This is a genomic window from Thalassovita sp., from assembly GCF_034670005.1.
GTDB lineage: Bacteria > Pseudomonadota > Alphaproteobacteria > Rhodobacterales > Rhodobacteraceae > Thalassobius.
On the sequence record NZ_JAXMOH010000006.1, the window covers coordinates 171,526 to 186,400 of the forward strand.

General features: G+C 60.1%; 14 protein-coding genes and 1 tRNA gene. 10 read left to right on the forward strand and 5 right to left on the reverse strand.

The features are described from left to right. Nucleotides 1-20: 20 nt before the first annotated feature. Nucleotides 21-1,337, reverse strand: a complete 1,317-nt coding sequence (locus VOI23_RS12585; RefSeq protein WP_323785203.1) for a hypothetical protein — start codon at nt 1,335-1,337, stop codon at nt 21-23. Nucleotides 1,338-1,626: 289 nt separating this feature from the next. Between VOI23_RS12585 and VOI23_RS12590 the strand changes: the two genes are divergently transcribed. Beyond that, entirely contained in the window at nt 1,627-3,186 is a 1,560-nt protein-coding gene (locus VOI23_RS12590) for a bifunctional metallophosphatase/5'-nucleotidase (RefSeq protein WP_323785204.1), read from the forward strand. Nucleotides 3,187-3,256: 70 nt separating this feature from the next. On the opposite strand, the gene VOI23_RS12595 is transcribed toward VOI23_RS12590, so the two are convergent. Further along, on the reverse strand, nt 3,257-3,805 hold the full coding sequence (locus tag VOI23_RS12595; protein ID WP_323785205.1) for a cysteine hydrolase family protein: 549 nt from the start codon (nt 3,803-3,805) through the stop codon (nt 3,257-3,259). A 66-nt stretch (nt 3,806-3,871) separates the two neighbouring features. Between VOI23_RS12595 and VOI23_RS12600 the strand changes: the two genes are divergently transcribed. Further along, entirely contained in the window at nt 3,872-4,819 is a 948-nt protein-coding gene (locus VOI23_RS12600; RefSeq protein WP_323785206.1) for a GlxA family transcriptional regulator, read from the forward strand. Nucleotides 4,820-5,164: 345 nt separating this feature from the next. Continuing rightward, a tRNA-Gly gene (locus VOI23_RS12605) sits at nt 5,165-5,238 on the forward strand. An 89-nt stretch (nt 5,239-5,327) separates the two neighbouring features. Here VOI23_RS12605 and VOI23_RS12610 read toward each other — a convergent pair. Then, nucleotides 5,328-5,846, reverse strand: a complete 519-nt coding sequence (locus VOI23_RS12610) for a winged helix DNA-binding protein (protein WP_323785207.1) — start codon at nt 5,844-5,846, stop codon at nt 5,328-5,330. 276 nt (nt 5,847-6,122) lie between these two features. Here VOI23_RS12610 and VOI23_RS12615 point away from each other — a divergent pair, with 276 nt between their 5' ends. Genes VOI23_RS12615 through VOI23_RS12640 form a run of 6 tightly spaced genes read left to right on the forward strand, consistent with a single transcriptional unit; the run spans nt 6,123 to nt 11,548 of the window. After that, on the forward strand, nt 6,123-7,085 hold the full coding sequence (locus VOI23_RS12615; protein WP_416376532.1) for a TRAP transporter substrate-binding protein: 963 nt from the start codon (nt 6,123-6,125) through the stop codon (nt 7,083-7,085). Nucleotides 7,086-7,136: 51 nt separating this feature from the next. Then, nucleotides 7,137-7,685, forward strand: a complete 549-nt coding sequence (locus tag VOI23_RS12620) for a TRAP transporter small permease (protein ID WP_323785209.1) — start codon at nt 7,137-7,139, stop codon at nt 7,683-7,685. Between the two features lie 7 nt (nt 7,686-7,692). Beyond that, complete coding sequence (locus VOI23_RS12625) at nt 7,693-8,988, forward strand: TRAP transporter large permease subunit (RefSeq protein ID WP_323785210.1); 1,296 nt, start codon at nt 7,693-7,695, stop codon at nt 8,986-8,988. Beyond that, entirely contained in the window at nt 8,988-9,752 is a 765-nt protein-coding gene (locus VOI23_RS12630; protein ID WP_323785212.1) for an allophanate hydrolase subunit 1, read from the forward strand. The genes VOI23_RS12625 and VOI23_RS12630 overlap by 1 nt, the downstream gene beginning before the upstream one ends. Further along, nucleotides 9,749-10,762, forward strand: a complete 1,014-nt coding sequence (locus tag VOI23_RS12635; RefSeq protein WP_323785213.1) for a biotin-dependent carboxyltransferase family protein — start codon at nt 9,749-9,751, stop codon at nt 10,760-10,762. The genes VOI23_RS12630 and VOI23_RS12635 overlap by 4 nt, the downstream gene beginning before the upstream one ends. 3 nt (nt 10,763-10,765) lie before the next feature. After that, nucleotides 10,766-11,548, forward strand: coding sequence for a 5-oxoprolinase subunit PxpA (locus VOI23_RS12640; protein WP_323785214.1), 783 nt, complete (start codon nt 10,766-10,768; stop codon nt 11,546-11,548). Nucleotides 11,549-11,610: 62 nt separating this feature from the next. Here VOI23_RS12640 and VOI23_RS12645 read toward each other — a convergent pair whose 3' ends face one another. Next, the gene (locus VOI23_RS12645; protein ID WP_323785215.1) at nt 11,611-12,231 is read right to left on the reverse strand and encodes a LysE family translocator; all 621 of its coding nucleotides are present in this window, start codon (nt 12,229-12,231) and stop codon (nt 11,611-11,613) included. Further along, entirely contained in the window at nt 12,224-12,688 is a 465-nt protein-coding gene (locus VOI23_RS12650) for an Lrp/AsnC family transcriptional regulator (RefSeq protein WP_323785216.1), read from the reverse strand. Before VOI23_RS12650 ends, VOI23_RS12645 begins: the two co-directional genes overlap by 8 nt. Nucleotides 12,689-12,928: 240 nt before the next feature. Between VOI23_RS12650 and VOI23_RS12655 the strand changes: the two genes are divergently transcribed. Next, the gene (locus VOI23_RS12655; RefSeq protein WP_323785217.1) at nt 12,929-14,725 is read left to right on the forward strand and encodes an ABC transporter transmembrane domain-containing protein; all 1,797 of its coding nucleotides are present in this window, start codon (nt 12,929-12,931) and stop codon (nt 14,723-14,725) included. The last annotated feature ends 150 nt before the right edge of the window (nt 14,726-14,875 follow it).

The window sequence follows — 14,875 nt, forward strand, 5'->3', positions numbered from 1 at the left end:
GGGCTTGTGCCCGGACCCGGTCAGTTCGGGTCCAGCCGGTCGATGTAATCGATTGTCTTTTCGATCGAGGACAGCGTGCTGACAGGGGTTGCAAACCAAGACAGGAACATCGTCGCACGGATATCGTGGTCCTGCATGCCTCGGGCGCGCAGGCTTCTGGGGTCGGTATAAGGGCGGCGCAGCCGGTCAGCAAAGTCAAACGCCGCGTCCCAATATCCCTGATCGACCGCTTCCTGTGCTTCGACGCAGCCCGACGGTATCGTGACGCCATTTTTACCTTCATATGGCAGATAAGGGATCTGCTTGATCGAGATGATCTTGTTGGCCTGCCAGACACATGGCGCAGTGCCCTGCAAATCACCCTGCGAGATGCTCAGGGGGTGGCGATAGGCGGTGTTGGTGATGAAGGTCAGAACCGGGTTTCTGGCGTGAGGGGGGAATGTCTTGAGCCGGTTCAGGACATGCATGGTCTTGCGCTTGAAAACCGGTTCGTTCGCGGTCACCAGAACGTAAGGGTAATCGAATGCCACACCATCGACGACCAGCGGTTTGACCGATCTGGCATCCGCGCTCAGTTCGGCGCTGAATTTCATCATAACGTCATTGACCAGATCCCCGGTCGGACCAGCCGAGTGGATCGCGGGATCGCCTGCAATCGCCCAGTTCGGAAGATTGAACAACAGCGCCATTTGGACGTCCACGCCGGTGTTGGCCGGATGCAGGTTTATCAGATTGCGCAACTGCTTCATGTAAACGATGACGATCCGGGCGCTTTGGGCTGCGTTGAACCCGCCATGACGTCCCACGCCGCAGCTGAATCCCTTGGTCGAATGCGCAATTACCCTCAGGAAGGGACCATCGACATTCACCGAATGAATAGGAATGCCCTTTTGCAGAAGCCGGGAAACGATATTTTCGTATTCCCAGTTGGCGGCATTTCGGCCGACTTCAGTCGGATCGGCGCTTGATGCGCAGGCCTGGTCCGAAAGCCCGTATCCGCTGATATAGGTCAAATCGAAGTCCCGGCTGTTCCCGTCGCTCAGGACGCCTGACAGGTTTTCCAGATCCTTGTCGGACAGATAGGTGCCGCGTTTGCGGGCGGTCCGGGCAGGGGTATAGGGGGAAATCAATGCCTGAGAAATGACCAGATCGGTTACGCCTCTGGCAAAAAGGGCGGTCCACATCTTCGTCCGTTCGGGCGAAGATGCGGTATCAAACACGTCCGCAAAATCCAAAGACCGCAGATTGGGTCCGAACTGAACCTCCTGGGCGGACGGGGTTTGCGGCAAGGTCGCAATCACGACAGCGAAAATCAGGCGGGCAATCGTTCTGATCATACGTTTTGCCTTGTCTCATGAACAGTTGGGGAAACGGACCGTTGGTCGCGGCACTTACCGCTGTGGTACACCGATAACGATAGCATGGGCTAGGCCCCGTCAAAAAGGAAAACGCAGTGTTTCCCGTACATATTTCCAAGCCCGCAGTCGCCCCTGATCGGGACGACATTCTGCAAAGCACAACCTATCGTTTACTTTGGGTAAATACGAATGTTTCAAATCATAGCTTTGACTCTTTGACCAAAGCTTTGCAGGGTATTTATTATCAGTCCATTTTGGGGGGCAGATCATGCTCAGAAAAATCTTCACAACCACAGCCGCCGTGGCCCTGTCCGCAGGGGCGGCCAGCGCCGACTATTCACTGACCATTCTTCATACCAACGATTTCCATGCCCGTTTTGAACCGATCTCGAAATACGATTCGGGCTGTTCGTCAGAGGACAATACCGAAGGCAAATGTTTCGGTGGCTCGGCCCGGCTGATGACCGCGATCGACGCGGCCCGGTCGCGGAGCAACAATTCGATCCTCGTCGATGGCGGCGATCAGTTCCAGGGCACGCTGTTTTATACTTATTACAAAGGCAAGCTCGCTGCCGAGATGATGAACAAGATGCGCTATGACGCGATGACCGTGGGCAACCACGAATTCGACGATGGCCCCGAAGTTCTGCGCGGTTTCATGGATGCGGTCGATTTTCCGGTCCTGATGTCCAATGCCGACGTGTCTGGCGAAGACATGCTGGCCGGCAAGCTGGCGAAATCGACGGTGATCGAACGCGGCGGTGAAAAGCTGGGCCTGATCGGGCTGACGCCGCATGACACGCCCGAATTGTCCAGCCCCGGCCCCAATATCGTCTTCACCGATCCGGTGGACGCGGTGCAGGGCGAGGTCGACAAGCTGACCGGCATGGGCGTCAACAAGATCATTGTGCTGTCGCATTCGGGTTATAATGTCGACAAGAATGTCGCCGCCGGAACCACCGGCGTCGACGTGATCGTCGGCGGCCATTCCAACACCTATCTTTCCAACACCTCGGATCGGGCCGAAGGCCCATACCCGACGATGGTGGGCGATACGGCGATCGTATCGGCTTATGCCTATGGCAAGTTCCTGGGTGAATTGAACGTCACCTTCGACGATACCGGCAAGGTCTTGGAGGCCAAGGGCGAACCGATCATCATGGACGCCGGCGTTGCCGAGGAGGAAGCGACCAAGGCCCGCATCGCCGAGGCCGCCATTCCGCTGGATGAAATCCGCAACAAGGTTGTGGCCGAAGCCGCCGGGGAAATCATCGGCGCCAAGACGGAATGCCGCGCGATGGAATGCCCGATGGGCAATCTGGTCGCCGACGCGATGCTGGACCGGGTTAAGGCTCAGGGCATCCAGATCGCGATCCAGAACGGTGGTGGGCTGCGCGCTTCGATTGACGCCGGTCCGGTGACGATGGGCGAGGTTTTGACTGTGCTGCCGTTCCAGAACACGCTGTCCACCTTCCACGTGACCGGCGCGACGATTCTTGCGGCGCTTGAAAACGGGGTCAGCCAGATCGAAGACGGCGCCGGCCGGTTCCCGCAGGTGGCGGGGATGAGCTTTGCGTTTGACAAATCGCAGCCTGTCGGCAGCCGGATTTCCGATGTGATGATCGGCGGCGAACCGCTGGACATGGAAAAGGTCTATGGCGCGGTGTCGAACAACTTCGTCCGCAACGGTGGCGATGGCTACGCGATGTTCCGCGACGCGATGAACGTCTATGACTTCGGCCCCGACCTCGCCGATGTGACTGCCGAATTCCTGGCCAAGGATGGCGCGTACCAGCCTTACACGGATGGCCGGATCGTTTCGAAGTAAGCGCGGGACCATTCAGAAGACAGAACGCGCGCGGTTTTCCGCGCGCGTTTTTTTGTGGGCCGGTAGGGCGTCAAATCTGCGTCAGAACCTCTGCCGTCGTCGCCACCTTGGCATATGACATCGCCAACGGTGCCATGAAGGCGGCCTGTACCATTTCCGGCGGCACGGTGATGTCACCGAAAGTGGCTTCTTTCGCGCCGCAGGCATCAAAGGGCAGGGTCACCTTGAACCCGTAATCCACCGCCGCCCGGGTGGTAGCATCGACGCACATTTGGCTTTGCGCACCGCAGATTATCAGCGCCTCGATCTCGTCTCGGCGCAGCAGATCCAGCAGACCGGTTTGGTGGAAACTGTTGGGCCGGTTTTTTGTCAGCACAGTTTCGTCTGCTGTTGGGGTAACGCTGGCATGGATTTCGGCGCCTTCAGACCCGGGCTGAAAAAACGGGGCTCCGGGGGCGGTTTCGTGACGGATATGGATCACGGTCATGCCGGTTTCCCGGGCGCGGGCCAGCAACATGGCGGCATTTTCGGCCACTTTGTCCATCAGTGCCACGGGCCAATTCCCGGATGCGAAATAATCGTTCTGGATGTCCACCAGGATCAGGGCGGTTTTGCTCATCTCAAGCTCCTTTTGTACAGATACAAGGTATATGGCGGCTGTTGACCCGCAGGACGATTGGCGCATATGACCAATACTATGCAGAATCCGTCAAATCAAGATATGAGCGTCGCGCTGGTGGACTATCCCGGTGCGCAGGCCGCCGCGCTGTATGGGTTGGGTGATCTGTTCAAGGTCGCCAACCACTATGCCACGGGGCAGGGGCGGGTCGATGCTGTCCCGCTCAGGTCCCCGGGGACACAACTGTTCGACGTGGTGATCTTTCCGCCCAGCATGGACGGTGCCCGAGGAGAGGCCGACCATCCGCTGACGCAATGGGTGGCCGATCAGCACCAACGCGGCGCGCGGGTCTGTTCGGTTTGTGCCGGTGCGTTTTGGCTGGGCCATGCCGGGTTGTTGACTGGCCGACCCGCCACCACGCACTGGGCGCTTGAAGAAGAGTTTCGTACGGCTTTCCCGCAGGTGCGGCTGATTCCCGAACTGATTCTTGTCGATGACCACGATGTCGTGACGGCGGGCGGGCTGATGGCGTGGCTCGACCTGGGGCTGTTCCTGGTCGGGCTTTGGGGCGGACCACATCTGGTGTCACAGGTGGCGCGGCATCTGCTGGTCGATCCGTCGGGCCGCGAACAGCGAAATTATCGCAGCTTCCGGCCCCGGCGACAGCATGGCGATGCCGCGATCCTGCAGGTGCAGACCTGGCTTGAAGCGCAGTCGGGCGAGACCGTGACGGTCGAAGACATGGCCGCCCGCGCACAACTGAGCGACCGGACCTTTCTGCGCCGCTTCCAGACCGCGACCGGATTGTCGCCATCGGTTTATCTTCAACAGGTTCGGGTGGAAAAGGCACGTGGTTTGCTTGAACGCAGCCGCCTGCCGGTATCGCAGATCGGGTGGCAGGTGGGGTATGGCGACCCATCGGCCTTTGCCCGCGTTTTCAAGGCGATTACAGGGTTGTCCGCCGGCGAATACCGCCGCCGTTTCGGGACTCAGGCGATGCCCCGGGACGATTGAGCGGAACAGCCATCGCTACGGTCGCGGTTCACCGATGCGGACGGAAAAAGACCGCGCGATTGCTCGCGCGGCCAGTCGGGTACGGGGAGAATTTGATCCAGCGCGGCCAGGGAGGAGGTAAAACCGCGGTAAGCGTGGGCTTGGTGGATCATCCGTCTGTATTCTAGAAAACGGATGGAATCTGAATATGTTTAGCGATGCCGCCCGCGTCGGCAGACCGGTCGCGCCAGATGTGCGTAACGGCGGACCTTGGCCTGCACTCCCCTGTCAGCCAAACAGAGCAGAAACTGTCTGCGAGTGGCCTTGACGTTAAAATTTCGATGAAATAGGTAGTGGTCCTGTTGAGCGGGCGTTGTGTAGTGGTAAGACCTTAGCCTTCCAAGCTAATGACGCGGGTTCGATTCCCGCCGCCCGCTCCAAGTCATCACAAAATGACTTTGTTTTTTCAAAACAAATAGAGATCTGGCCCCGACCCATCCCCGATTTTAGTTCGCTGGGCTGATCGGGATCACAACGACGCCGCAGCCCGGCTGGCCTGATCATACTGGCCGGATAATGTTCTCAGGTTGCGGGCAACCTCGCGCAGCTCGGAGCCGTTGAAATCGGTAGGGCCGACCGCTTCAAGAAGGCATTGGCGGCGAATGTCGCGATAGGCACGGCACAGGTCGGCACCGGTGGGGGAGGTCGAATAGAAGACTTCCTTGCCGCGCTTTTCCGATGTCACCAGCCCCGCCTTGAGCAGTTTGCGCAGCGCATAGTTGACCGTGTGCGTGTCTTCGATGTTGAGCAGGAAACAGATGTCCGTGAGCCGCTTTTCGCGGTCGCGATGGTTCACGTTGTGCAGGATCAGGATGTCGAGAGGATTAAGGTCTGGCTGCCCCGCAGCCGTCATGCAACGGGTCATCCAGCGGCTGAAGGCGTTATAGGCGATGATCAGGCCGAATTCGTATTCCGATACTTCCCAGCCTTCGCCTTCGGCTAAGTGGCGCGAAGAAACGATTCTGCGGTTGTCCTGCGATCCGGTCATCTTCAAGTCCTGCATTAAGTTTACATTTTGTATATAAATTACGCAGGAAATTGGTTTCAAACAAGGGAATGTTTGACCTCTTGGACTGGGAAGATTTCGCGCAATTTTTGTGTAACTAGCAGAATATCAAAGATTTAATTTTGACTTGGCGTGTGTTGTCTGCCGAGGCGTGGTCAGAGACATTGTGATAAAACGTTGACAAATCGTCATCGTTTGCCCGACCATGACATCACCAAACGGTATTTCAAGTCCAACGGAGCAAGAAAAATGACATTGATGAAAAAGATTGGCGGCGCCGTATTTGCCGTCGCCTGTGCCACGTTACCGGTTCATGCTGAATCCTGGGATATGCCGACGCCCTATCCCGACGCGACCTTCCACACCGCGAACATCCATGAATTCGCCAAGGACGTCGCCGACAAGACCGGAGGCGCGCTTGAAATCAAGGTGCATTCGGCGGGATCGCTGTTCAAGCATCCAGAAATCAGCAAGGCTGTTCGCAGCGGTCAGGTTCCGATCGGTGAATTCTTCCTGTCGCTGCTGAACAACGACAATCCCGCATTCGGCGCGGATTCACTACCATTCCTCGCGACCAGCTATGGCGACGCGGAAAAGCTTTGGACGGCCCAGAAAGACACCATCGACGCACTTCTCGACAAGCAGGGCCTGATGGCGCTTTATGCCGTGCCATGGCCGCCGCAAGGCCTGTACACGACCAAGGAAATCAAGACCGTCGATGATCTGAAGGGGATGAAGTTCCGCACCTACAACGCGACGCTTGAACAGTTCGCGACGCTTGCGGGTGCCGCTCCGACGCAGGTCGAAGTACCGGATATTCCGCAAGCCTTTACCACCGGCCGGGTAGAAGCCATGATCACCTCGCCGTCGACCGGTGCAAACTCGAAAGCGTGGGATTTCCTGTCGCACTACACCGATATTCAGGCGTGGCTCCCGAAAAACATCGTCGTGGTGAACAAACGTTCGTTCCGCCGCCTGGATGATGCCACCCAGAAAGCCGTACTCGAAGCGGCAGCCGCCGCAGAAGCGCGCGGCTGGGAAATGAGCAAGGCGGAGACCGCCGCGAAGGTTGCCATTCTGAAAGAAAACGGCATCACCGTCGTCGAACCTTCCGCCGAACTTATGGCCGGCCTGAAGGCGATTGGGGCGCAGATGCTCGACGATTGGAAAGTCTCGGCCGGTGCAGAAGGCGAAACCCTTCTCAACGCGTACCAGAACTGAACCTGAAAAGCGGGCGGCCTTGCCGCCCGCATCCTTGTGGAGGATGGGGTCATGCGCCTGATTTTGACGGCACTCTATAAACTGAGCGGCATCGTTGCAGCGCTTTGTATTCTTTCGATTACCGGCCTCGTTTTCGCGCAGGTCTGTCTCAATCTCGTGGACAAGATTGCGGCTGCGGTCACCGGGCAGGCGATCGGCCTGACCATTCCTTCCTATTCGGATTTCACCGGCTTTCTTCTGGCCGCATCCACCTTTCTCGGGTTGGCCTACACGCTTCGGGAAGGCGGGCATATCCGTGTCACACTGGTCACCGGGTTGCTGCGCAACAAGACCCGGCACCGTATCGACGCCGTGGTCCTTGCCGTTGCGCTGGCTATGGTCGCTTACACAGCGGTCTATATGGGCCTGCTCGTCGCCGAGAGCCATACATACGGGGACAGGACCTCGGGTATGATTTCGTTGCCGCTTTGGGCAGTGCAGCTGCCGGTCGCCGTGGGGCTGGTCGTTCTGACCATCGCTCTGCTGGACGAATTGATCTGCAACCTGATGGGTTTGCCTGCCTCCTATGAAGGCAAAGGCGAAAACCTGCTGAACGAGTGAGCCAGCCATGAGCGTTCTGACACTTTCCATCATTCTTTTCGTCCTGCTCTTTATCTTGCTTGGATCAGGGCTTTGGGTGGCGCTGTCGCTGCTGGCCGTGGGCATGTCGGCGATGATGCTGTTTTCCGACGCGCCGCTGGGGCTTGTCATGGCCACGACGATCTGGGGGCACGGCAATTCCTGGGCGCTGGCCGCGTTGCCGCTGTTCATCTGGATGGGCGAAATCCTGTTCCGGTCGCGCCTGAGCGAAGACATGTTCACCGGATTGGCACCGTGGATGAGCCGGCTGCCGGGGCAGCTTTTGCATGTGAATATCTTCGGTTGCGGCATCTTCGCGGCGGTGTCGGGATCGTCCGCGGCAACGGCGGCGACGATCGGAAAACTGTCGATCCCCGAGCTGTCAAAGCGGGGCTACCCCGAAAAGATGGTGATCGGCACGCTGGCAGGGTCGGCGACGCTGGGCCTGTTGATCCCGCCGTCGATCATCCTCATCGTCTACGGCGTGGCGACCGAACAATCCATCGCGCGCCTGTTCGTGGCGGGCATCTTGCCGGGGCTTCTGCTGGTGTCGTTGTTCGTCGGATATGTCATCATCTGGGGCGTGATGAACCGCGACAGCCTGCCGGTCGAAGGCGCGCGCTACAGCTTGCGCGAAAAGCTCTACCATTCCCGCCGCTTACTGCCGGTGATCGGGCTGATCGCGGGGGTAATCGGGTCGATCTACGCAGGTATCGCATCGCCGACGGATGCGGCCGCCGTGGGGGTGGTGCTTGCGCTGGTCATGTCGTGGTCATCCGGATCGCTGACCCGTCAGAGCTTTGTCGAAGGCCTGATGGGGGCAATGGTCACGTCCTGCATGATCGCCTTCATCCTTGCCGGGGCGTCCTTCCTGACCGTCGCAATGGGCTTTACCGGCATTCCCCGGCTTCTTGCCGAATGGATTGGTTCGATGGGGCTGTCGACCTATACGCTCTTGGCGGCGCTCACGGTGTTCTTCGTGATCATGGGTTGTTTCCTTGACGGGATTTCGGTCGTGGTTCTGACCACATCGGTCATCATGCCGATGGTGCTCAAGGTTGGGATTGATCCGCTTTGGTTCGGGATCTTCGTGGTGATCGTGGTGGAGATGTCGCAGATCACGCCGCCGGTCGGTTTCAACCTTTTCGTGCTGCAGTCGCTGACCGGCCGCAATATCCTGACGGTGGCGCGGGCGGCATTGCCCTTCTTCCTTCTCATGCTTGTGGCACTGGCGATCATCGTTGCCGTGCCCGAGATCGTGACCTTTTTGCCGGATAACATGTAATGGCTGAGGGGGGGATGAAACAGGCCGCAGGGCAGGACCGTTGGCCCTGCATCCGGACCGTCGGATTCGACGGAATGCTGGTCAGCTTCGGTGACCGGCTCAACGAACCGGCGAACCGCGCGGCGCTGGCGTTCCGTGCTGCGGTGGAAAAGGAAAACTGGGACGGCGTTGAAGAGAGCTCGACCTCTCTCCTGTCCTGTTTTCTACGCTTCGATCCGCTGGCGCGCAGCCATGCCGACATCGAAGCGCGGTTGCAGCAGCTTCTGGGCCGGACGGATTGGTACGCCGAACCGCTGCCCCAAGGGCGCCGTTTGTGGCGGATACCGACCGTCTACGGCGGCGATCTGGCGCCGCAGCTTGACGAGGCCGCCAAGGTGGCGGGGATGACGCCGGATGAAGCGATCCGTTCGCTGTCTCAGGCGCGGGTGCGGGTGCAGACAATCGGGTTTGCGGCAGGGCAGCCCTATCTCGGGGAATTGCCGGAACGCTGGGACATTCCCCGGCAACAGGCGCTGACCCCGCAGGTGCCCGAGGGCGCGCTGGCGGTGGCGATCAGGCAGCTTGTCCTGTTTTCTGTCTCTACTCCGACCGGATGGCGGCATGTCGGTCAAACCGCGATCCGCCTGTTCCGCCCCGAAAGCGAAACGCCCTTTGTCCTGCGCCCGGGGGACGAGGTGTTGTTCCCGCCGGTATCGCGCGAGGTCTACGAGAACATGCGCGCCTCGGGACCAGATGGCGGCGCGGAATTCGAGACGCTGACATGACCGGGACACTGAGTATTCGCAGGGCAGGGCCGGTGATGACCCTGCAGGATCGCGGGCGGGACGGCTATCTGGCTTACGGGCTGTCGCGTGGTGGCGCGGCGGACATGACCGCGCTCGCCGAAGGGGCGGCCTTGCTGGGGCAGCCGGTTGATTTGGCGGCGCTGGAAATGGCCGGGGTCGGGGGCGAATTCGTCTCTGACGTGGATATGCGCATCGCGCTGACCGGTGCCGAGATGGGCGCGGCAATCGACGGCACGCCGGTGCGCTGGAATGTCAGCCACACCTTGCCAGCAGGGGCAGTGCTGTCGATCGGGGCCGCCAAAACCGGCATCTACGGATACCTCCATGTCGGAGGCGGCTTTGATTGTGACCCAAGCTTGGGGTCCTGTGCTGCGCATCTCTCGGCGGGGATCGGTGCGGTTTTGCGGTCGGGCGACAGGCTGCGGATCGGGACTGACAAATCCGACGAGGTTGGCCGGTTGCTCAAGCCGGAGGATCGGTTCGGCGGTGGCGAGTTGCGGGTGCTGCCCAGCCTGCAAACCGACCTGTTCCCGCAAGACATCCGCGCCGCCTTTGAGGCCACCGCTTTCCATCGGGATATGCGTGGCAATCGCATGGGCGTTAAGATGAATTTCGACGGCCCCGGGTTCCTTGTCGAAGGCGGGTTGAGCGTGTTGTCAGAGGTGATCGTGCCCGGCGATATCCAGATCACCGGCGATGGCGCGCCGTTCGTCCTGATGGCGGAATGCCAGACCATCGGCGGATATCCGAGGATCGGTACCGTTTTGCCCTGCGATCTGGCCCGGGTGGCGCAGGCCCAACCGCAAGCGACCCTTCGGTTCCGTTTCGTGACGATGGAGGAAGCGGTCGAAGCCGAACGCCGTCACGATGCCAGTCTCCGCGCGCTCAGGGGCAGGTTGACGCCATTGGTGCGCGATCCATACGACATGCATGATTTGCTGTCTTATCAACTGATCAGCGGCGCTATCGCCGGAAACGAAGAGGATTGAGCCATGGTGCTTGCTGTCGATCTGAATGCCGATATGGGGGAAAGCTTCGGACCTTGGGTCATGGGCAACGACGCAGCGCTTCTCGAAGTGGTCAGTTCGGCCAATGTTGCCTGCGGCATGCATGCGGGCGATTGGGACACGATGGGCCTGACCATGTCGATGGCGGCGAAAAACAATGTCGGGATCGGTGCGCATCCGGGGTTTGCCGATCTTCAGGGCTTCGGCCGCAACCGGATGACCCTGCCGCTGAACAGCCTTGCCAACCTCGTACGCTATCAACTGGGCGCGGCGCAGGCGATCGCGCGATCGGTCGGAGCGAAGGTGCGTCATCTCAAGCTGCATGGTGCGCTGGCCAATATGGCATCCGAGGACAAACAGATGGCACTGGCCTGTTACCGGGCGGCACTGGATGTCGACCCCGACCTCATCATCATGGTGCTGGCCGGAACGCAGCAGAATGCGGCGGTCAAGGATTTGCAATGCCGTACCGCTTGCGAAATCTTCGCTGACCGGGCCTATAACGATGATGCGACGCTGGTGGATCGCAGCCTGCCCGGCGCCGTCATTCACGATCCCGACCGCGCTGGGCAACGAATGCTGGAAATGGTCAAGGCCGGCGCGATCATCACCGAAAGCGGCACGCATATTCCCACCCGGATCGATACGATCTGCCTGCACGGGGACACGCCGACGGCAGTCAATATCGCGCAAAGCGTTCGCGGCAGGCTCGAAGCCAGCGGCGTTGTGATCGGGCAATTCGCAGGTCAGCCTTTCGTCGCGGACTAGCGATCAGATGGCGGGGCCAAGGCGATTGAGGCGGCGGCCAAACCGCCGCCCGCTTCGGGTTGTCATCCCCAGATCGCGCCAAATGTCAGGCTGATCCCCCAAACGAACAGAATCGTCCCCGCGATCAGGTCAAGCCAGCGCAACGTGTCCTGCGCGATCCGCGCCCGGGCCCAAAGCGCGGCATGAACAAGGATCAGCCACCACAGGGCCGATCCCAGAAACACCCCGGCCACCAACCAGTAAGCCGCGTTCGCCGCGCCGGATGCCGCCGCGCCAAGCCCGGCAACCATCCCGGCAAAGGCCAGAACCGTTGTCGGATTCGACAATGTCAGCAGGTAGGTGGTTGCAAAGGCGCTGAACACTGATTTGGTCGGCGGCGCGGCGATTTCCTTGGGCCGGGCAGCGAAGAAACCGCGCAGCGTCATCAGGCCCAACCAGGCGATAAGCAATCCGCCGAACAACTGCATCGGCGTCGCATAGCGGGTCAGCACCCCGGTGGCTGACACCCCGACGGCAACCAATAGCCCATAGGTGCCATCCGCCGCCGCTGCGCCGAACCCCGTGGCCAATCCGGCGCCGCGCCCATCGGCAACGCTGCGGCGGATACACAGCAATCCGATCGGGCCGACCGGGGCGGCGATTGCCAGCCCAACACCCAGACCTTTGACAAAAATTTCAACCATTTGCACCCTCCGGTATCGCTATTGCCGAGGTTTCCTTGGCGGTGTCGAGCGTGATGATGGTTTCGGTTCGCGACACAGCGGGCAGGGGTTTCACCACATTCCCGAGAAAATTCTGCAACGCCTTGGTGTCGGCCAGCCGCAGTTTCATCAGATAGGAATGCGGGCCGCTGATATGGTGCAGTTCCTGCACCTCATCGCGAAGCGACAGGGCCGCGACGGCGGTGTCTTCGCCGTCGAAATCCATGTCGATCAGAACGAAAGCGCACAGGGCGGCATCGAATCGATCCGGCGCTAGCGCGGCGCGCCAACCGGTAATTGCCCCGGTCGCGGCCAGCCGCCGGATCCGTTCATTGGCCGCTGATACCGACAGTGACACTGCCTGGGCCACTTCGGTACTGGAGGCGCGGGCGTTGTTTTGAAGCAGGGCGCAGATTTTTCGGTCGGTTTGGTCAAGCATGGGAAACTATCCGGTGGCTGATGGATTATGAGATATTTGTTGCGGAGTATGCTCCATTTTTCAAGCAATAATGTTGTTTATATCTTCCAATTCCGCAGGAAATGCGGCTCTCGTTTTGTCTTGCCTCAATCCTGCCGGTGATCCGGTGAAACGTGATCTCTGCCCCGCGACAGTCGCGCCGCTTGCCCGCGCGCGCCGTGTCGCATAAACCCGGCGGCGCAGGACAGGAAAGGAACGCCGATGGCCCGGACCCCGACCACGGTCAATGAGGACCGCGAGAAATCCAAACATGTTGGTGCATTGCGCGATCTCTGGCCGTTTTTAAGCCCTTATAAATGGATGGTGTTTGGTGCCGGTCTGGCGCTGGTGCTGACGGCCAGCGTGTCGCTGACCCTGCCCTTGGCGGTGCGCCGGGTGGTGGATAATTTCAACGGTGCCGATGGCGCATTGCTAGATCAGTATTTTGGCGCGGCGCTGGCGCTTGCCGCGTTGTTGGCGCTGGGCACCGGTCTGCGCTATTCACTGGTGACGATACTGGGCGAACGGGTGGTGGCGGATATCCGCAAGGCGGTGTTCGACCGTATCATCGGGATGAGCCCGGCGTTTTTCGAAAACATCATGACCGGCGAGGTGCTGAGCCGGATCACCACCGACACCACGTTGATCCTGTCGGTGATCGGGTCGTCGATTTCGGTGGCGCTGCGCAATGTGCTGATCGTGTTCGGCGGCTTGGGTCTGATGCTGTTCACTTCGGCCAAACTGACCGGGCTGGTGCTACTGATCGTGCCGCTGGTGATCGTGCCGATCCTGACGCTGGGGCGCAGGCTGCGCAAGCTGAGCCGGGAAAATCAGGACTGGATCGCGGAAAGTTCCGGCAATGCATCCGAGGCGCTGTTGAGCGTACAGACGGTTCAGGCCTTTACCAATGAACGCGGCGCGCGGTGCGATTTCGCCCATGTGACCGAGGCCAGCTATATTTCGGCCAGACGCCGGGTCGCCACCCGGGCGGTGATGACCGTGATTGTGATCTTCCTTGTCTTCGCCGGGGTTGTCGGTGTGCTGTGGATTGGTGCGAACGATGTGCGTTCGGGCACGATGAGCGCGGGCGCGCTGGTTCAGTTTGTGATCTATTCGGTGATGGTGGCAGGGTCGGTTGCGGCACTGTCCGAAGTCTGGGGCGAATTGCAACGCGCGGCAGGCGCGACCGAACGGCTGGTGGAACTGTTGCACGCCCAAGACAGCGTCGCCGATGCGGCCACCCCCGTGCCGGTGCCCGTGCCGGTGACCGGCCATATCCGGTTTGACGCCGTCAATTTCCGTTATCCGTCGCGCCCGGATGTGTCGGCGCTGGACGCGGTCGATCTGGATATTCGTCCCGGTGAAACCGTGGCGCTGGTCGGGCCTTCGGGGGCGGGTAAAACCACGATCATTCAAACCATTTTGCGGTTCTATGATCCGCAATCGGGCCGGATCGAACTGGACGGAACCGATCTGAAGGACATGGCACGCGGTGAATTCCGCAAACATCTGGCGCTGGTGCCGCAAGACCCGGTCATTTTCGCCACCACGGCGCGGGAAAACATCCGCTTCGGCCGCCCCGATGCCACCGATGCCGAGGTCGAGGCCGCCGCCAAGGCGGCCGCTGCGCATGATTTCATCATGAAGTTGCCCGAAGGCTATGAAGCCCAGGTCGGTGAACGCGGCGTGATGCTGTCGGGCGGGCAGAAACAGCGGATTGCCATCGCGCGCGCGATCTTGCGTGATGCGCCGGTTCTGCTGCTGGACGAAGCCACCAGCGCGCTGGATGCCGAAAGCGAACGCGCGGTACAGGCGGCGGTGGATGAGCTGTCGAAGAACCGAACAACGATCATCGTGGCGCACCGTTTGGCAACGGTGAAGAAGGCCGACCGGATCGTGGTGATGGAGGATGGCCAGGTCGTGGCGCAGGGAACCCATGACGAATTGGTTGCCGCAGGCGGGCTCTATGCCCGGCTGGCGCGGTTGCAGTTTACCGACGGCGCTGTCGAAGCGATTTGAAGTCCCCCCTCAGACCGTTTGGATAAACTGGAAAAAAGGGCGTGCTTCACGCCCTTTTTTGGTTTTGACGTTGCGCAAGCCTGTGCGTGGCAGGCTTGTTTGTTTGCCAAAACCCTTTCACATTGGCAGCCAAGGGGAAACGGCCGAACG